18 protein-coding genes are annotated in these 17,481 nt (G+C 71.4%); 10 read left to right on the top strand and 8 right to left on the bottom strand.

Annotation, left to right across the window (positions count from 1 at the left end; all coding sequences use genetic code 11):
- Positions 1–25: 25 nt before the first annotated feature.
- Genes BY998_RS10315 through BY998_RS10300 form a run of 4 tightly spaced genes read right to left on the bottom strand, consistent with a single transcriptional unit; the run spans position 26 to position 4,697 of the window.
- Positions 26–1,510, bottom strand: a complete 1,485-nt coding sequence (locus BY998_RS10315; protein WP_110351542.1) for an NAD(P)/FAD-dependent oxidoreductase — start codon at positions 1,508–1,510, stop codon at positions 26–28.
- Positions 1,507–2,421 carry an alpha/beta hydrolase gene (locus BY998_RS10310; RefSeq protein ID WP_110351541.1) on the bottom strand — a complete coding sequence of 305 codons (915 nt, stop codon included), beginning with the start codon at positions 2,419–2,421 and terminating at the stop codon, positions 1,507–1,509. Before BY998_RS10310 ends, BY998_RS10315 begins: the two co-directional genes overlap by 4 nt.
- A gap of 5 nt (positions 2,422–2,426) precedes the next feature.
- Positions 2,427–3,251 (bottom strand): SDR family NAD(P)-dependent oxidoreductase, encoded by an 825-nt coding sequence (locus BY998_RS10305; RefSeq protein WP_110351540.1) that lies wholly within the window; start codon positions 3,249–3,251, stop codon positions 2,427–2,429.
- A 6-nt stretch (positions 3,252–3,257) separates the two neighbouring features.
- Positions 3,258–4,697 carry a protein adenylyltransferase SelO gene (locus tag BY998_RS10300; protein ID WP_181425486.1) on the bottom strand — a complete coding sequence of 480 codons (1,440 nt, stop codon included), beginning with the start codon at positions 4,695–4,697 and terminating at the stop codon, positions 3,258–3,260.
- A gap of 172 nt (positions 4,698–4,869) precedes the next feature.
- On the opposite strand from BY998_RS10300, the gene BY998_RS10295 reads away from it, so the two are divergent.
- The 6 genes from BY998_RS10295 (at position 4,870) to BY998_RS10270 (ending at position 10,271) form a co-directional block, all read left to right on the top strand.
- Positions 4,870–5,958: an ABC transporter ATP-binding protein gene (locus BY998_RS10295; protein ID WP_181425480.1), complete on the top strand. Its 1,089-nt coding sequence runs from the start codon at positions 4,870–4,872 to the stop codon at positions 5,956–5,958.
- An 11-nt stretch (positions 5,959–5,969) separates the two neighbouring features.
- Positions 5,970–6,920, top strand: coding sequence for an ABC transporter permease subunit (locus BY998_RS10290; RefSeq protein WP_110351538.1), 951 nt, complete (start codon positions 5,970–5,972; stop codon positions 6,918–6,920).
- Entirely contained in the window at positions 6,917–7,693 is a 777-nt protein-coding gene (locus BY998_RS10285) for an ABC transporter permease subunit (RefSeq protein WP_110351537.1), read from the top strand. Before BY998_RS10290 ends, BY998_RS10285 begins: the two co-directional genes overlap by 4 nt.
- Positions 7,694–7,729: 36 nt before the next feature.
- A complete protein-coding gene (tmk, locus tag BY998_RS10280; RefSeq protein ID WP_110351536.1) occupies positions 7,730–8,449 on the top strand; it encodes a dTMP kinase in 720 nt (239 codons plus the stop codon).
- On the top strand, positions 8,439–9,533 hold the full coding sequence (locus BY998_RS10275) for a DNA polymerase III subunit delta' (protein WP_110351535.1): 1,095 nt from the start codon (positions 8,439–8,441) through the stop codon (positions 9,531–9,533). Before tmk ends, BY998_RS10275 begins: the two co-directional genes overlap by 11 nt.
- Before the next feature lie 189 nt (positions 9,534–9,722).
- Entirely contained in the window at positions 9,723–10,271 is a 549-nt protein-coding gene (locus tag BY998_RS10270) for a ferritin-like domain-containing protein (protein ID WP_110351534.1), read from the top strand.
- A 141-nt stretch (positions 10,272–10,412) separates the two neighbouring features.
- On the opposite strand, the gene BY998_RS10265 is transcribed toward BY998_RS10270, so the two are convergent.
- Positions 10,413–10,613 carry a hypothetical protein gene (locus BY998_RS10265; protein ID WP_110351533.1) on the bottom strand — a complete coding sequence of 67 codons (201 nt, stop codon included), beginning with the start codon at positions 10,611–10,613 and terminating at the stop codon, positions 10,413–10,415.
- A 299-nt stretch (positions 10,614–10,912) separates the two neighbouring features.
- Here BY998_RS10265 and BY998_RS10260 point away from each other — a divergent pair, with 299 nt between their 5' ends.
- The 4 genes from BY998_RS10260 (at position 10,913) to BY998_RS10245 (ending at position 14,630) form a co-directional block, all read left to right on the top strand.
- The gene (locus BY998_RS10260) at positions 10,913–11,128 is read left to right on the top strand and encodes a hypothetical protein (protein WP_110351532.1); all 216 of its coding nucleotides are present in this window, start codon (positions 10,913–10,915) and stop codon (positions 11,126–11,128) included.
- Between the two features lie 218 nt (positions 11,129–11,346).
- The gene (metG, locus tag BY998_RS10255; RefSeq protein WP_110351531.1) at positions 11,347–12,915 is read left to right on the top strand and encodes a methionine--tRNA ligase; all 1,569 of its coding nucleotides are present in this window, start codon (positions 11,347–11,349) and stop codon (positions 12,913–12,915) included.
- A 62-nt stretch (positions 12,916–12,977) separates the two neighbouring features.
- Complete coding sequence (locus BY998_RS10250; RefSeq protein ID WP_110351530.1) at positions 12,978–13,775, top strand: TatD family hydrolase; 798 nt, start codon at positions 12,978–12,980, stop codon at positions 13,773–13,775.
- Positions 13,776–13,805: 30 nt separating this feature from the next.
- Complete coding sequence (locus BY998_RS10245) at positions 13,806–14,630, top strand: MBL fold metallo-hydrolase (protein ID WP_110351529.1); 825 nt, start codon at positions 13,806–13,808, stop codon at positions 14,628–14,630.
- Between the two features lie 5 nt (positions 14,631–14,635).
- Here BY998_RS10245 and BY998_RS10240 read toward each other — a convergent pair whose 3' ends face one another.
- The 3 genes from BY998_RS10240 to BY998_RS10230 all read right to left on the bottom strand — a co-directional run bounded on the left by BY998_RS10240 (position 14,636) and on the right by BY998_RS10230 (position 17,361).
- Complete coding sequence (locus BY998_RS10240; RefSeq protein WP_110351528.1) at positions 14,636–15,028, bottom strand: group III truncated hemoglobin; 393 nt, start codon at positions 15,026–15,028, stop codon at positions 14,636–14,638.
- Positions 15,029–15,094: 66 nt separating this feature from the next.
- Complete coding sequence (locus tag BY998_RS10235; RefSeq protein ID WP_110351527.1) at positions 15,095–15,898, bottom strand: SGNH/GDSL hydrolase family protein; 804 nt, start codon at positions 15,896–15,898, stop codon at positions 15,095–15,097.
- A 413-nt stretch (positions 15,899–16,311) separates the two neighbouring features.
- A complete protein-coding gene (locus tag BY998_RS10230; protein WP_110351526.1) occupies positions 16,312–17,361 on the bottom strand; it encodes a histidine kinase dimerization/phosphoacceptor domain -containing protein in 1,050 nt (349 codons plus the stop codon).
- Between the last annotated feature and the right edge of the window lie 120 nt (positions 17,362–17,481).

The following is a 17,481-nucleotide window of genomic DNA, read 5'->3' as shown; positions in this document are numbered from 1 at the left end:
GGAAGACCGATCGGCCTGCGACCTTTCAGCGACGGCCTGAGGATCGCTCCGGCTCGGTCAGGCGGTAATCCTGGGCCCGCAGCCGGCGGGTGCCGCGCACGTAATCGCCCACCGTGCCGGGCCAGAGGGTGCGGTTGCGCCCCGCCCGGTCGAGATACCAGCTGCCGCAGCCGCCCCGGGTCCAGATGCTGTCCTGCATCCGCGCATCGACCTCGGAGCGGAAGCGCGCCTGCGCCTCCGGCCGCACGTCGAGCACGGCGCCGGGATGGTCGCGCAGGCGGCGCAGGGCGTCGAGCACGTGAGCGACCTGCGCCTCGACCATCAGCAGCACCGAGTTGTGGCCGAGCCCGGTGTTGGGCCCGAGCAGCAGGAAGAAGTTCGGAAAGCCCACGACCGACACGCCCCGGAAGGCGTCCGCGCCGGGCTTCCAGGCCTCCAGCAGGCTGACGCCCCCGCGACCGACGATGTCCGTGCGCAGGACGCTGCCGCCGGGGGCGAAGCCGGTGGCGAAGATCAGCACGTCGATCGCGTGCTCGCGCCCGTCCGCTGTGACGACGGCGTGGGGCAGGACCTCGCGGATCGGCTCGGTCACGAGGCTCGCGTTCGGACGGGCCAGCGCAGGGTAGTAGTCGTCGGAGAGCAGCACCCGCTTGCAGCCGAGCCGGTAATCGGGCGTGAGCTTCTTTCGGAGCGCCGGGTCTGCGATCGAGGCTTCGAGATGTCGCCGCGCGAGGCCCTCCGCGAGCGCGGTCACCCGCGAGACGCGGGTGAAGCCCGCCATCGCCGCCAACTCGCGGCGCCAGAACAGCGAGGCCCGGTAGAGCCGGCGCAGCGGGCCCGCCCGCAGCAACAGGCGGCTGACCGCGCCGGTCGGGCGGTCGCCGCGGGATAGGATCCAGGGGGCCGAGCGCTGGAACTGGGTGAGGTGGGCGACCCGGCCGACGATCTCCGGCACGAACTGCACCGCACTCGCCCCCGTGCCGATCACACCGACGCGTTTGCCGCTCAGGTCGCAGGCGTGGTCCCAGGTCGCGGAGTGGAAGGCCGGCCCGACGAAGCGGTCGAGGCCGGGCAGGCGGGGCAGGGCGGGGTGGTGCAGCGCGCCGAGCGCGCCCACCAGCACGCGGGCGGCAAACGTCTCCCCGTCCGTCTCGACCCGCCACAGGCCGGCCCCTTCGTCGAACACGGCCCGGCGCACATTCGTACCCAGGCGCAGATGCGGCCCGAGGCCGTGCTCCGCGACGAGCCCTTCCAGATAGGCCTCGATCTCGGGCTGGCGGGCGAAGAGATGCGACCAGTCCGGCTTCTGGGCGAAGGAGAGGGAGTAGAGATAGGAGGGCACGTCGCAGGCCGCGCCCGGATAGGTGTTCTCCCGCCATGTGCCGCCGACGCCCGCGGCCTTCTCCAGCACGAGCAGGCGCGTGACGCCGGCCTGCCGCGCGCGGATCGCCATGGCGAGACCGGAGAAGCCCGCGCCGACGATCAGCAGATCGAGGGGGGCCTCGCTCACGCGGCCGTCTCCGTCACGGGCCGGGCCGCTTCCAGAGCCCGCCGAAGGAACGAGGCCGCCTCGTCGAGGGAACGGCGCGCCTCCGGCAGGAAGCTCTCGGCGAGCTGCCAGGCATGCGGCACCACGGGAAAGAGCGTGACCTCGACGGCCACGCCGGCCTCCCGCGCCTTCTGCGCAAATCGAAGGGAATCGTCGCGCAGGATCTCGCGCGCCCCGACATGGAAGAGGAGCGGCGGGAAGCCCGAGAGATCCGCCTCGATCGGCGAGGCGCGCGGGTCGCAGGGATCGGCGCCCGCGAGGTAGACGGGCACGAGCCGCATTAGGGATTCGAGCCGGAACATCGCGTCGCGCCGCCGATTCGTGCGGAAGGAGTCGCTGCGCCCGATCAGGTCGGTGGCGGGCGAGAACAGAGCCGCGGCGGCCGGCAGCGTCAGGCCGAGGCGGCGAGCCTCGACCAGGGTCGCCAGCGCGAGGTTGCCGCCCGCGGAATCCCCGGCGATGACGGCCGGCCCCGCCTGCGCCAGCGCGGCCCAGACGGCGACGGCATCCTCGATCGCGGCGGGGAAGGGATGCTCGGGGGCGAGGCGGTAATCGGGAGCGAAGACCCGGAAGCCGGCCAGCGCGAAATGCCCGGTGACGGGGCGGTACAGGGCGGCCGAGCAGGCGATGAAGCCGCCGCCGTGGAGATAGAGCAGGGTAGGGCGCTCGGGCCCTGCCGCCCCTTCGGCCTGCGCCCACTCGCCGGGCACGCCGCCCAGCTCGCCGGGGGTGAAGGCGACGCCGGCGGGCGCCGGGAAGGCGGCCCGGTCGAAGGTCCGGCGGATCGTATCGACATCGACGCTCCGGCCGATCCGTGCCTTCACGGCGAGCCGGATGGTGAGGTCGAAGAGGTGGGCGCGCAGGCTCGCCATGGTAATTATCGGTCCCGGACGGCGCGGCGGATGAGCGACCAGTAGCGTACCGGCAGCAGGCGCTGGATCAGCAGGGCGCGCCGGGCATCCGCGCCGATGACGATGCGGGGCGCCCGGGCCTCAATCCCGCGCAGGATCGCCTCGGCGGCCGTTTCCGGGCGCAGGGTGAGCAGGCGCTCGAAGGCGGCCAGACCCTCGGCGGCCTCGCGGGCGTCGAGGTGGCGGGGCGTGCGGGCGTTGCGGGCGATGGCGGTGGCGACCCCGCCCGGATGCACCAGCGTCACGCCGAGCCCGGTGCCCTCGACCTCGTGGCGCAGGGCCTCGGTGAAGCCGCGCACGGCGAACTTGCTCGCCGCGTAGGCCGCCTGCCCCGCCGGAGCGATGATGCCGAAGACGCTCGACAGGTTGACGATCTGAGCTTCGGCCTCCGCCCGCAGCAGGGGCAGGCAGGCATGGGTCAGGCGCATCACCGCGTGCAGGTTCACGTCCATCAGCCAGTCGATGTCGGCGGGGTCCGTATCCTCGAACCGTCCCCCGAGCGCCACGCCCGCATTGTTGATCAGAAGCTGCAGGCCGCCGTGCCGGGCGCGGACCGCCTCCGGCAGGGCGAGAAGCGCCGCACGGTCGGCGAGATCGAGGACATGCTCGCTGACCTCGACGCCCGCGGCGCGGGCGGTGCGGGCGGTGGCGGCCAACCCCTCCGCGTCCCGGTCGGCCAGGGCCAGCGCGCAGCCGCGCCCTGCGAGTACCGGCGCGAGCGCCGCGCCGATGCCGCTCGCCGCCCCCGTGAGAAGCGCGGTCTTTCCTCCTAGAACGAAGCGTCGCGCCATGCCGCCTCAGGCCTCCGGGGGGAGGGGAGCGGTACCGTAGGCTGCGGCCATCGTCTCGATCTCGGCGAGCTTGGCTTGAAACGCCGACCAGTCGTCGGCCTCGGCGATCGGCGCCCAGAGCGCCTCGACCTCCTCGATCAGCATCGTGCAGGGCGTGGCCCGCGCGAAGTAGGGGTGGTCGAGGTTGGCCCGCGCGCTCGGCCGCATCGCCTGGAAGGCGGCGTGGACCGGGCGGAAGGCATCGCTCGCGTAGTGCTCGCCCGCCGGGCTGCGGGCGGCGCGCGCCTCGCTCGCCAAGCCGCCGCGCCAGTCGAAGAAGACCTGCTCGAAGGGCGCGCGGCTCGTCTCCAGGAAGGCCCAGAACGCGCCCACCAGCCGGTGGACCGCCCCCTCGCCCTCCCCTTGCAGGGGCGTGACGCCGAGCCGGGACAGCAATGCCTCGGCGAAGGCGTCCTGAAGCGCGGGCCCGAAGGTCTTGAGCCCCGCCTCCAGCCGTTCCTTCGGGGCGAGGGGAAGCAGGCAATCGGCCAGACGGCTCAGGTTCCAGAACAGGGCCTCGGGCTGGCGGCCGAAGCTGTATAGGCCCCACTCGTCGAAATAGGCCGCGGTGAAGGCCGGATCGTGGACCGGCGCGAAGCGCCAGGGGCCGTAATCGAAGCTCTCGCCGGTGACGTTGATGTTGTCGGTGTTGAGCACGCCGTGGACGAAGCCCGCGGCCATCCACTGCGCGCCCATTCGCGCCACCCGCGCGACCATCGCCTCGAAGAACAGGGCGGCGCGCTCAGACCCCTCGTCCGCGCGGATCTCGGGGTAGTAGGTCTCGAGCGTGTGATCGACGAGGCGGGCGATCTGCTCGGGCTGTTCGAGGAACAGAAAGCGCTGGAAGGTGCCGATGCGCAGGTGCGAATGGGAGAGCCGCACCAGCACCGCCGAGCGGGTGGGGGAGGGCTCGTCGCCCCGCTCCAGCGCCTCGCCGGTCTCGATCAGGCTGAACGATTTCGAGGTCTCGACACCGAGCGCTTCCAGCATGGCGGTGGCGAGCACCTCGCGCACGCCGCCCTTCAGGGTGAGCCGCCCGTCGGCCCCGCGCGACCAGGGCGTCGTCCCGCTGCCCTTGGTACCCAGATCGAGCAGGCGCCCGTCCCGCAGATCGTGGGCTTGCGCGAACAGGAAGCCGCGTCCGTCCCCCAGTTCCGGATTGTAGGAGCGGAACTGATGGCCGTGGTAGCGCAGCGCCAGCGGCCGCTCGAACGATCCGGGCAGCGGTGCGAAGCGCGCGAAATGCGCGATCCATTGCTCGTCCGTGAGGTCGTCGAGCCCGACGCGCCGCGCCCAGGCCCGGTTGCGGTAGCGCGGGACCGCGGACGGAAAATCCGCCGGAGCCACGACGTCGTAGAAGTCGGGGCCGAGATCGGCGTGGCGGCGCGAGGGTTTGACGGCGGACAGGGCTTGGGCTCCGGCGCGGATGGGCTGAGGTCGTTCAGGCGAGGCGGAACGTCAAGCCGACGAAAGGGTGAACCCGGCGGCGGGCGGCGTCGATCCCTGTCCGCGACGCGGGTGCGCTCGGCACCGATTCTGCTACCTTGAGCATTCGTCCTCACCGAAGCCGTCCGCCATCTTGCCCGATTCCGCACCGCCGACCGCGTCCGCTCCGCTGCTCCGCCTGGAGCGGGTCATCAAACATTTCGGTGCCCACCGGGCCGTCGACGCCGTCTCCCTCGATCTGGCGGGCGGGGAGTTCTTCTGCCTGCTCGGCCCCTCGGGCTGCGGCAAGAGCACGCTGCTGCGGCTGGTGGCCGGGTTCGAGGCGCCCGATTCCGGGACGATCCGCTTGGGCGAGGCGGATCTGACGGCGCTGCCGCCGCACCGGCGGCCCGTGAACATGATGTTCCAGTCCTACGCCCTGTTCCCGCACATGAGCGTGGCGGCCAACCTCGCCTACGGGCTGAAGGGTCTCGGCCTGAACCGGGCCCAGTCGGCCGAGCGGGTGACGGATCTGCTCAGGCTGGTGCGGCTCGAAGGCTTCGAGGGGCGGCGCCCCGGCACGCTGTCGGGCGGCCAGCGCCAGCGCGTGGCGCTCGCCCGGGCGCTGGCGCGCCAGCCGCGTCTCCTGCTCCTCGACGAGCCGCTGGGCGCCCTCGACCGGGCCCTGCGCGAGGAGACGCAAGCGGAGCTGCGGGCGATCCAGCGACGGCTCGGCACGAGCTTCGTCGTCGTCACCCACGACGCGGAGGAGGCGATGGCGCTCGCCGACCGCATCGGCGTGATGGAGGGCGGGCGCCTCGTACAGGTGGGCCCGCCCCGCGAGCTCTACGAGCGCCCGGCCAGCCGCTTCGTCGCCGGCCTGCTCGGCGACGTGAACCTGATCGCGGGGCGCCTCGGGCCGACGGAGCCGGGCGGCGTCCGTTCCGTCGAGACCGCGCTCGGGACCCTGTGCGCGAGCGGGGCGGGCGAGGCGGGCGCTTCCGTCGTGGTCGCGATCCGCCCCGAGCGGATGGTGATCGGGGGCGTGAGCGCAGGAGGCCTGACCGGCAAACTCAGCGAGGCGACCTTCCTGGGCGACCGCGTGCGCTACCGGGTGGCGATGGCCGACGGCACGTCGCTGCGCGCCTCCGCCGCCCTGCCGGGAGCCGGCCCGGCCCCGTCGGTGGGCGAGGCCGTCACCGTCACGGTTCCCGCCGACGCCGCGCGGGTGCTGCCGGCATGAGACCCGCCGACATGAAACCCAGCGCTAGGAGCGATCTCGCCGGACGTCTCGGTCGCGGCCTCGTGCGGGGCCTGCCGCTGCTCTGGCTCGGGCTGTTCTTCCTCGTGCCCTTCGCGGTCACGCTGAAGATCAGCTTCTCCTCGCCGGCCACGGCGCAGCCGCCCTACCTGCCCGTGCTCGACTGGCAGGGGGGCCTGGAGGGCTGGCGCGAGTTCCTGGAGGCGCTCGACTTCGAGAACTACCAGATGCTCGCGGCCGACGCGCTCTACCGCGACGCCGCCCTCTCCTCGCTGGGCTACGCCGCGCTCGCCACCGCGATCCTCGTCCTGCTCGGCACCCCGACGGCCTACGCCATGTCCCGTGCCTCCGCGCGCTGGCAGCCGATCCTGGTGGCCCTCGTGATCGTGCCGTTCTGGACGAGCTTTCTGATCCGGGTCTATGCCTGGATCGCGATCCTGAAGCCGGAAGGGCTGCTCAACGCCGCGCTGATCAAGCTCGGCCTGATCGGGGCGCCGCTGCCGATCCTCGATTCGCCCTTCGGCGTCCTGATCGGCCTGACCTACGCCTACCTGCCCTTCATGGTTCTGCCGCTCTACGCGGTGATGAGCCGCCTGGACCCGGCGCTGACGGAAGCCGCCGCCGATCTCGGCGCCGCCCGGGTGCGGACCTTCTTCACCGTGACCCTGCCGCTGAGCCTGCCCGGCCTCGCGGCGGGGGCGCTGCTCTGCTTCATCCCGATGGTGGGCGAGTTCATCATTCCCGACCTGCTCGGCGGCTCGGACACGCTGATGCTGGGCCGCGTCCTCTGGAGCGAGTTCTTCTCCAACCGGGACTGGCCGCTCGCCTCCGCCGTGGCGGTGCTGCTGCTGATCCTCGTGGTCGGGCCCGTGGTGCTGTTCCGCGAGGCGGAGCTGCGCCGCGAGGAGGCCGCCGAGGGACGCGCGGGGGAGGGCGGACGATGAGCCTCTTCGCCCGCACGGCGCTCGCGCTGGCGCTGACCTTCCTCTACGCGCCGATCCTGGTGCTGGTGGCCTATTCCTTCAACGCTTCGAAGCTCGTCACCGTCTGGGGCGGCTTCTCGACCCGCTGGTACGGGGTTCTGTTCGCCGACGGCCCGCTCATCGCCTCGGCCCTCGTCTCGCTGAAGGTCGCCGCCCTCTCGGCGGCCATCGCCGGGGTGCTCGGCACCTGCGCCGCGCTCGCGCTCGACCGGCACGGCCGGTTCCGGGGGCGGGGCGCCTATACCGGGCTCCTCTACGCACCGATGGTGATGCCTGAAGTCATCACCGGCCTGTCGCTCCTGCTGCTCTTCGTCGGCATCGGCCTCGACCGGGGCATCGCGACCCTCGTCATCGCCCACGCGACCTTCGCCACCGGCTTCGTCGCGGTGGTGGTGGGCGCGCGCCTGAAGGGTCTCGACCGTTCGCTCGAGGAGGCGGCTGCCGATCTCGGCGCCGGCCCGGCCCGGGTCTTCTTCGGCATCACCCTGCCGCTGATCGCCCCGTCGGTCGTCGCCGGCTTCCTGCTCGCCTTCACCCTCTCGCTCGACGACCTCGTGATCGCGAGCTTCGTCTCGGGGCCGGGCGCCACCACCCTGCCGATGCGGATCTACAGCCAGGTCCGGCTCGGGGTGAATCCGGAGATCAACGCCGCCTCGACGCTGATGATCGCCGCCGTCGGCCTCGTGGTGCTGGCGGCCTCGTGGCTGACGGGGCGCAAGGCGAGCGCAGCCTAGTCGCGCCCCGGCCCCCGCTGTGCTAGCCCCGGCTCCATGTCGAGCGATGCGCCGCGGGGCGTCTTCATCACCTTCGAGGGCGGGGAGGGGGCGGGCAAGTCCACCCAGATCGCGCGCCTTGCCGAAACCCTGCGGCGGGCGGGCGGCCGCGAGGTCGTGACCACCCGCGAGCCCGGCGGCACGCCCCGGGCGGAGGCCCTGCGCGCCGCGCTGCTCGAAGGCGTGGCCCAGCCCTACGGGCCGTTCGCCGAGGCGCTGATGTTCGCCGCCGCCCGCATCGACCATATCGAGGCGTTGATCCGTCCGGCTTTGGCGCGCGGGGCGATCGTGCTGTGCGATCGCTTTGCGGACTCGACCCGCGCCTATCAGGGCGCGGCGGGTGGCCTCGATCCGGCGCTGATCGTCAGCCTGGAGCGGGTGACGCTAGAGGGCCTGCGCCCCGACCTCACCCTGATCCTCGATCTTCCCCCCGAATCCGGGCTCGCCCGGGCGCGCCGGCGCGGGGAGGGGAGCGAGACCGACCGCTTCGAGGCGGAGGCGCTCGGCTTCCACGAGCGCCTGCGGGCGGGCTTCCGCGCCATCGCGGAGGCCGAACCGGAGCGCTGCCTCGTGATCGACGCGAGCCCCGATCCCGACACGGTCGAGGCCGCTATCCGCGCCGGCCTCGCCGCCCGGCGGCCGGACCTGATCCCAACTGCCGGGGAGGGGCAGGGCCGTGAGGGACAGGGCCGTGAGGGACAGGGTCATGCGGCCTGATTCCGCCCGCGCCGTCCGCGAGGCGGCCCGCACGGAGGCCGAGGCGGGGGATCTCGCCCACGTGCCGCGCCCGCGCGAGCAGACCCGTCTCTTCGGCCACGCCCACGCCGAGGCCGCCTTCGCCGGGGCGCTGGCCGCGGGCCGGCTCCACCACGCCTGGCTGATCGGCGGCCCGCCCGGCATCGGCAAGGCGACGCTGGCCTACCGGGTCGCGCGCCGGCTGGTGGCCGATCCGCGCACGCTCTCCTTCCCCGGTACCCTCGACGTGCCGGAGGATCACGCGGCCGCGCGGCAGGTGACGGCGCTCTCGCACCCGAACCTGATCGCGCTCCGCCGGGTCCAGGCGCCCGGCGCCAAGACGCTGCCGACCCGCATCTCGGTGGATGCCGCCCGCGCGGCGCTCGCCCTGTTCGGCACCACGGCGGGCGGGGAGGGGGGCTGGCGCGTCTGCATCGTCGACAGCGCCGAGGATCTCAACGCCAACAGCGCCAACGCGCTCCTGAAGATGATCGAGGAGCCGCCTCCCCGCGCCATCTTCCTCATCGTCTCCCACGCGCCGGGCCGCCTCCTCCCGACGATCCGCTCCCGCTGCCGGGCTCTGGCGCTCCGCGCCCTGCCGGAGGCCGACGTGCGCGCCGTGATCGAGGGCTTCCCGCCGCCCTTCCCCTCGCCCGACGAGGCCGCCCTCGCCCGGGCGGTGGCGCTCAGCGAGGGCTCGGTCGCCCGCGCCGTGGCTTTGCTCGATCCCGCCACCGCCGCGATCGAGGCCGAGGTTTCCGCCCTGCTGGCCGGCTTGCCCGAGCCCGACGGGCGGCGCGTGCTCAAGCTCGCCGAGACGCTGGCAGGCCGCGATGCCGAGCCGCTGCTCGCCACCGTGCTCGACGCGATCCAGCGCCACGTCGCCGCCGAGATCGACCGCCGCCAGAGCGAGGGCCCGGCCCGGCTGCTGGGACTGGTGGAAGCCGCCGAGCGGATCGCCACGGCCGCCCGCGAGGCCGCGGTGTACAATCTCGACCGCCGGCCCCTGATCCTCATGGCCTTCCGCGAACTGTCAGAGGTGACGGCGGGGCCGACGCGGTCCTGAGGGGCGGGCCGAGCACCTCGCGAGTGGGGCTGGCCGCGCGGTCCAGGCTGTCGAAGGTTCCCAGAATTTTGCAGTCTTCCCCGCACTAATTTGCGGACCCGGGCGCCAAGCGGAGCGTTTCGACGGGACAGGCTGCCGGTGAGTTCGCTCCCGCAGCCTACTCGTTCAACAATCCGGAGACGGACCGCCATGGCTACCAAGACGAAGACCTTGCAGGACGCCTTCTACGAGACTCTGAAGGATGTCTATTACGCGGAAAAGCAGTCCGTTCGCGCGCTGAAGAAGTCTGCCAAGGCGGCCGAGCACGAGGAGCTGCGCCAAGCCTTCGAGACGCATGCCGAGGAGAGCGCCGGTCAGGTCGAGCGGCTGCAGCAGGTGTTCGAAATCATCGGTAAGCCGTCCCGCGCCAAGACCTGCGAGGCGATGCAGGGCCTGACGTCCGAGATGGAGGAGGATCTGGAGGATTTCAAGGACAGCCCGGCCGCGGACGCGGTTCTGGCGGCTTGTGCTCAGGCGATCGAGCATTACGAGATCGCTCGCTACGGCACGCTGAAGACCTGGGCCACCCAGCTCGGCTATGCGGATGCCGCCAAACTGCTCGACGAGACCCTTCAGGAAGAGAAGAAGACCGATCAGCTGCTCTCTCAGATCGCCGAGAGCCTCAATCTCGAGGGCTCGGAGGCCGAGGAGGGCGGCGACAGCGGCACGAAGGCCAAGGGCCGTCGCAAGGCCTCATGAGGTAGCCAGCTGAAACGAAGAAAGGCGCCGTGAGGCGCCTTTTTCCTTCTCGGCTTCAGTCGTCCAAGACACCGGTGTCTCCGACCGCCCCCGGCCTCCGCGGAGGCCGCCTTGCGGATCGGGGCCGCAGGGAGACTGGCGTCAGACCAGGGCGCCGAGAAGCGTGGCGGCGCCGATCAGGGCCACGCAGGCGCCGATCTGCACGACGCGAAAGGTTTCCGTCGAGATCCGGCTGTTGTCGTTGGCGGCAGGGCGCCGTGTCCGCAGCACGTACCGGTCGAGATTCGGCTCCGGCAACTCGATCCACTGTTCAGCGGACTCGCGAACCTTGGCGATCGACATGCAGACCTTCCTCGAAGATGCCGGCGAAAGCGGACAATGCTGAGGGCGCGGGCCAAAGCCTTGCCGTTCGATGCAGCGTCGCTGAGGTGGATTAATCAGATCACCGAGTCCGTGTCCATGCAAAATAGCACGGAGTACCGGAATAATAGGTACCATAATGCAAAAAGCTGGGGGCTCGACCTCTCAAGTGCGCGATGCATGCACCCAGCGAATGCCTGGCATTTGGTGTCTGGTATACCAAAGGGGGCCGTGTGGTGGCACATACGCTGCAACGCAACACACCGCACGGGACGCGCACCATGATCGCTCTGGCTCTCCTCGCTGCCGCCGCCGCCGGCGCCGCCAACATCGCCCTGGTCACCCTGATGGCCGACCGCCTGGGTCCGAAGGCCGGCACCACCGTTTCCGCCGGTGAGTTCGCTGCCGTCGGCACCGCCCCGGTCTCCACGAAGGTCGGCGCCGTCAAGGTCGGTAACGAGAACCTCTCGCCGGTCGCCGCCAAGCGCGCCGCCTAAGCCTCCCATCGCACGGCATCAACGCCGTCGCTCGATGAAGCCCTGCCGGATCCCGGCAGGGCTTTTTCGCGTCTGCGAAGGTTCTGCGGGGAAGTAGGACTGCACTGCATCGTGCGTCGGGCCGCGATCGCAGGCCCCGCCGGTCCGGTTGCGTCCCGTGGCGTTGCGCGCCACAAGGCATCTCGGTCCGACCTTTTGCATCCGGGACATCTTCTGACGTGAGCGCGAGCGAGACGGCGAAGGCGCCCTTCCTCATCACCACGGCGATCTCCTACCCCAACGGCGCGCCGCATATCGGACACGCCTACGAGGTGATCGCCAGCGACGCGATCGCCCGCTTCCACCGCCTCGACGGGCGCGAAGTGCTGTTCACCACCGGCACCGACGAGCACGGTCTCAAGATCCAGCAGACGGCCGCCAAGGCCGGCGTGACGCCGCGCGCCTTCGTCGACGACATGGCCGGGCGCTTCAAGGCGATGGCCGATACCCTGAACTGCGCCTACGACCGCTTCATCCGCACGACCGAGCCCGAGCACTACGCCGCCGCGCAGGAGCTGTGGCGGCGCATGGAGGCCAACGGCGACATCTACCTCGCCAAGTATGCCGGCTGGTACTCGGTGCGCGACGAGGCCTATTACGACGAGGCCGAGACCGTTCTCGGCCCCGACGGCAACCGCCGCTCGATCAAGACCGACACGCCCGTCGAGTGGATGGAGGAGGAGAACTACCTCTTCCGCCTCTCCCAGTACCAAGAGCCCCTGCTCAAGCTCTACGCCGAGCAGCCGGACTTCCTCGGCCCCGACACCCGCATGAACGAGGTCGCGAGCTTCGTGCGCTCCGGCCTCAAGGATCTCTCGGTCAGCCGCACCACCTTCGACTGGGGCGTGCCGGTGCCGGACCGGCCGGGCCACGTCATGTATGTCTGGGTCGATGCGCTGACCAACTACCTGACGGTGACGGGCTTTCCCGATGCGCAGGCGCCGAACGCCCGGTTCTGGCCCGCGAGCCTGCACATCATCGGCAAGGACATCGTCCGCTTCCACGCGGTCTACTGGCCGGCTTTCCTGATGTCGGCGGGGCTGCCGCTGCCCAAGCGCGTCTTCGGCCACGGCTTCTTCTTGAGCCGGGGCGAGAAGATGTCGAAGTCGCTCGGCAACGTGGTCGATCCGCTCGATCTCGCCGGCACCTACGGCGTCGATCCGGTGCGCTACTTCCTGATGCGCGAGGCGCCCTTCGGCGGCGACGGCAATTACGACCACGAGGCGATCATCAACCGCATCAACGCGGACCTCGCCAATGATCTCGGCAACCTCGCCCAGCGCTCGCTCTCGATGATCGCGAAGAATTCTTTCGGCGCCGTGCCGGAGCCGGGGGTCTTCACCGACGCCGACGCGCGGCTGCTCGCGGCCGCCGCGGCCCTGCCGGAGAAGGCGAGGGGGCTGATGCAGAATCTCGCGCTGCACGCGATCCTGGCCGAGATCTGGGCCGTGGTCGGCGAGGCCAACCGCTACTTTGCGTCCGAGGAGCCGTGGAAACTGCGCAAGAGCGATCCCGCGCGCATGAACACGGTGCTCTACGTCACGGTCGAGACCCTGCGCCGGGTCGGCCTGATGGTGCAGCCCTTCGTGCCGACGGCGGGCGCCGCTTTGCTCGACCTGCTCGCGGTGCCGGTGGATCGCCGCAGCTTCGCCTTCGCCGGCGAGGAGCACCGCCTTCAGGGCGGCACGGCCCTGCCGGCGCCGAGCCCGATCTTCCCGCGCTTCGAGCGGCCGGAGGCGGCGGCCTGACGGGTCCGCCCCTCCCCGCCTTCGAACGACCTCGGCCCGAAGAGACGCAGCCCGAAGAAACCATGCTGGTCGACAGCCACTGCCACCTCGATTTCCCCGATTTCGCCGAGGACATTCCCGGCGTGATCGCCCGTGCCCGGGCGGCGGGGGTGACACGCCTGCTCACCATCTCGACGCGTGTCGCCAAGGCCGCCAGCTACCGGGCGCTGGCCGAGGCGCACGAGGCGGTCTGGTACACGGTGGGCACCCACCCGCACGGAGCCGCCGAGGAGCCGGACGTGCCCGCCGACACCATCGCCGCGCTGGCCGAGACCCCGCGCTGCGTCGGCATCGGCGAGGCGGGGCTCGACTACCATTACGAGGACGCCGCGCCGGAGGCGGTGCAGGAGCGGGTGCTGCGCGCGCATATCGAGGCCGCGCGCCTCTCCGGCCTGCCGCTGGTGATCCATTCCCGCGACGCCGACGCGCCGATGGAAGCGGTGCTCACCGACGAGATGGCGCGGCAGCCCTTCAAGGCGGTGCTGCACTGCTTCTCGTCCGGCGCGCGTCTCGCGCAGGTCGGGGTCGAACTCGGCCTGTCGGTCTCTTTCTCCGGCATCGTCAGCTTCCGCCGCTCGGACGCGCTGCGCGACATCGCCCGGAGCCTGCCCCTCGACCGCATCCTGGTCGAGACCGACGCGCCCTTCCTCGCGCCGGAGCCGCACCGGGGCCGGCGCTGCGAGCCGGCCTACACCGCCGACACCGCCCGGGCTCTGGCCAAGGCCCTCGACCTGCCCTTCGAAGATTTCTGTGCGGCCACCACCGCCAACTTCTACCGGCTGTTCTCGAAGGCCGCGGCGATCGAGGGGGTGACGGCATGAGGGCCGGGCCATGAACCCGGGGGAGGGCGCATGGCGAGCCTGACCCTGCGCATCCTGGGCTGCGGCTCGTCCGGCGGCGTGCCGCGGGTCGGCTACGGCTGGGGCGCCTGCGACCCGACCGACCCGCGCAACCGCCGCCGCCGCTGCTCGCTGCTGGTCGAGCGCCGCCAAGGGAACGGGGTTGAGGACGGGGCGGGGGAGGCCACGACGGTCCTCGTCGACACCTCACCGGATCTGCGCGAGCAGCTCATCGACGCCGGCGTCACTCGCCTCGACGCCCTGCTCTACACCCACGCGCATGCCGACCACACCCACGGCATCGACGACGTGCGCCCGCTCGTCATCCACATGCGCCGGCGCATCCCGGTCCACGCCGACCCCCTCACCCACGCGCTCCTGATCAAGCGGTTCGGCTACGCCTTCGAGACGCCGCCGGGCAGCCTCTACCCGCCGATCCTCGACCTGCACGCGATGCGCCCGGGCGCGACCCTGACCCTGGACGGCGCGGGCGGACCCCTCGAGGCGGAGGCCTTCGCGATGGAGCACGGCAACGAGGTCGCCCACGGCTTCCGCTTCGGCCCGGCCGCCTACGCCCCCGACGTGAGCCTGATGCCAGAGGCCGCCAAGGCGCGGCTGCACGGCCTCGACCTGCTCATCATCGATGCGCTCCGCGAGACCCCTCACCCGTCGCACTTCTCGGTCTCGGACGCGCTGGCCCTGATCGAGGAGGTCGCGCCGAAGCGGGCCATCCTCACGAACCTCCACACCGATCTCGACTACGCGACGCTGGCGCGGAAGCTGCCGGCCCACGTGGTGCCGGCCCATGACGGGCTGAGCGCGACGGTCGATCTCTGAGCCTGTCAGGGCCGCACGCCCCGCATGTCCGGCCGGAAGAACAGCCCCGCCTTGAGGCTGTCGCCGATGCGGTGCGCCCGCTCCACGATCTCGAGCGCGATCTCCGGCACGAAGACCTCCGTTGCGGTCTCCTCGAACAGGCCGAGCCAGCGCGCGAAATGCGCAGGGTCGATCCCCGCGATGCCGAGATGGCGCGCGAAGGGGTTGCCCTTGTAGCGGCCGGTCTTGAGCAGCACCGAGGACCAGAAGTCGTGGATCGTGGCGAGATGGCGCGGCCACGCCTCGTCCGGGATCTTTCCAGCGAAGACGGGCCCGATCAGCGGGTCGCGGCGCACCCGGGCGTAGAAGGCATCGAGGAAGGCGGCGAGCGCCGTCTCGGTCAGTTCGGCCTGTTTCATGGCCCTGATTCACGCAATCGCGCGGGGAGGGGGCTTCATCCTGGCGAAAGCCGCCCCTGCCCCGGCTCAGTTCCGGGCGAGCGCGGGCTGGATCAGGCCGGCGCCGACGAGGATCTGGGCGGCGGCGGCCTTGGCGAGCTGGCGGTAGCCGGCATCGGTCATGTGCAGGCCGTCGGGGCCGATCATCTGGGCCGGGGTCATCAGGCCGTGCGACACCCAGGACTGCATCAGCGCGCGGCGGCGGATCACCGGAACGCCGAGTTCGGCTGCCAGGGCGTGCAGGGCCTCGCCGTAGCGCTCCGCGCCCTCCTGACCGGAGAGCTTGCTGCACCATTGCTGGTCCATCAGCACCACGTCGGCCCCGGTCGCGCGGATCGCCAGGAGCCCGGCGCGGGTCAGCTCCACGAAGCGCTCCAGCGGCACGCCGGCCAGCGGATCGTTGCTGCCGGTCTGCCAGACCACGAGGTCGGGCCGCTCGGCGAGCACGTCGCGCTCCAGCCGCCGGGCCATCGCCTCGGCGGTGTCGCCGCCCTTGCCGCGGTTGATCACGGTGATCGAGCGCCGGCTCGACGCGCCGATCTGAAGGCGCTCCTCGAGATCACGCTCCAGCAGGGCAGGGTAGGCCATAGCCGGCGAGGTGGCGCCCGCCCCTTCCGTCGAGGAGGAGCCGAAGGCCACGATCCGCACGTCGCCGTCCCGCCCGAGCAGGGAGGCGAGCCGCGCGAGCTTCACCGGCAGGCGCTCGGCCGGGGCCGGCGGCTGCGGAGCCGTGATCGGCGGTGCGTCCGGCTGCGCGCGCACTGACACGGCACCGAGCGGGCCGGCCAGGGCGGCGGCGAGGATCAGGCCGGAGAGGGGGCGGAGGAGCATGGCGGAACGTTCTGTGCGGCCGGTGTATTTCCTGATGTTGCCCAGGAAATGTGACGATTGCGAGGGGTAGGGGGCCCGCCTTTGCCGCCAGCATGAATTCTTGATGCAGGATCGTGGTGACCGCACGGTTGCGGGTCGCCCGGCACGCTGTGACGCCAGTCACGCGCTTTGCCGCAAAAACCCGCGAAAGCGGCCGGAACGGTATGGTTAACGGGTCTTAATGGCCCATCGCATCCATCTCATAGTTCCATAATATATCTTATGCGAACGGCTTTCACGGGCTTAGGGCCGGGCTTGCGCGATCGTTTCCGCAGCCGGAACGCCGGCCATGCGGGTAGAACCGAAGCCGCTAAACCGCCTGTCGGTGAGCCTCGGGAGAATCGGCCGAGCGCCCCCTGCCCTCGTCTGCCCGCTCAGGCGGCGGCCCGGCGGGGCATCGCCCGTCCCGGGGCGAAGACCAGCCGCACGACGGTGCCGCCGTCGTTGGCGTAGGTCAGCGTGCCGTCGAGCTGGGCGGCCAGTCCCTGCACGATCCGGAAGCCGAGGCTGCGGCTCGCGGCGGGATCGAAGCTCTCGGGGATCCCGGGGCCGTCATCGGCGATGCTGAGCGCCACCTGCCCCGCATCGAGGGTTTCGAGCCGGATGGTGATGGTGCCGCGCTCGGCTTCCGTGAAGGCGTGCTTGAGGGCGTTGGTCACGACCTCGACCACGAGCAGGGAGAGTGTGGTCAGCCGGGCGAGATCGAAGCGCATCGGCGGCACATCCACGAGGCAGACGATGTTGCGCGCACCCGTGGCGCCGAGCAGGTCGGAGCAGAGTTCCTGGAGATACTGGCCCACGGGCTGGTCGGCGCGCGCCGGGTCGTAGAGCCGGCGGTGAATGCGGGCGATCGTTTCCAGCCGGGCCTGCGCCTCGTCGAAGGCGCCGAGCGCCGCCTCCGGGTTCTCGCCGATCTTGCGCTTCTGCAGGGCGAGCAGTGCCGCCACGAACTGCATGTTGTTGGCGACCCGGTGCTGCAGCTCCTGGAACATGGTGCGCTGCTGCTCGTAGAGTTCGGCGCTGACCGCCCGCTCCGCGCTCAGCCGCTCGCCCGCCACACGCATCAGGTGGATCAGCGCGATGTCGACCGTGACGATGAAGGCGTAGAAAGCGAGCGCCAACCCCGTCTGCAGGTCGAGCAGGAAGAGGCCGGACGGCCCGATGAACAAGCCCCACGCGGCCAGTCCCGAGAGCACGGCGCAGACGATCCCCGGCCTCAGGCCGAAGAAGAAGGTCGTCAGGATCACCGCCGGGAAGAAGGTCAGGAACGGAAAGCCGGGCGGCAGCACGTCGTCGAGCGCGTAGCGCAGGAGCACGGCGATCCCGGTCGCGGCCAGTGCGGCGAGTTCGCCGAGCCAGGACGGCACTGGCCACCGGCCGGCGGCCGGGGCGACCCGGGGCCGGGAGGTGAGGGATGAGGGCATGGGGCCGGAAGATCCGAAAGCGCGATTCGCCCGACTTTATGCGCCTCTTCCGGTCCAAGTTGTGGCCCCCCTGCCGCGACGGGCCGTTTTCGACCGGATCTGCGAAAGATCAGCGGATGA

It is taken from the genome of Methylobacterium sp. B4 (assembly GCF_003201865.1).
Classification (GTDB): Bacteria; Pseudomonadota; Alphaproteobacteria; order Rhizobiales; family Beijerinckiaceae; genus Methylobacterium.
Note: the sequence above shows the minus strand (reverse complement) of the source record. Positions and strands in the feature narration are given on the sequence as shown.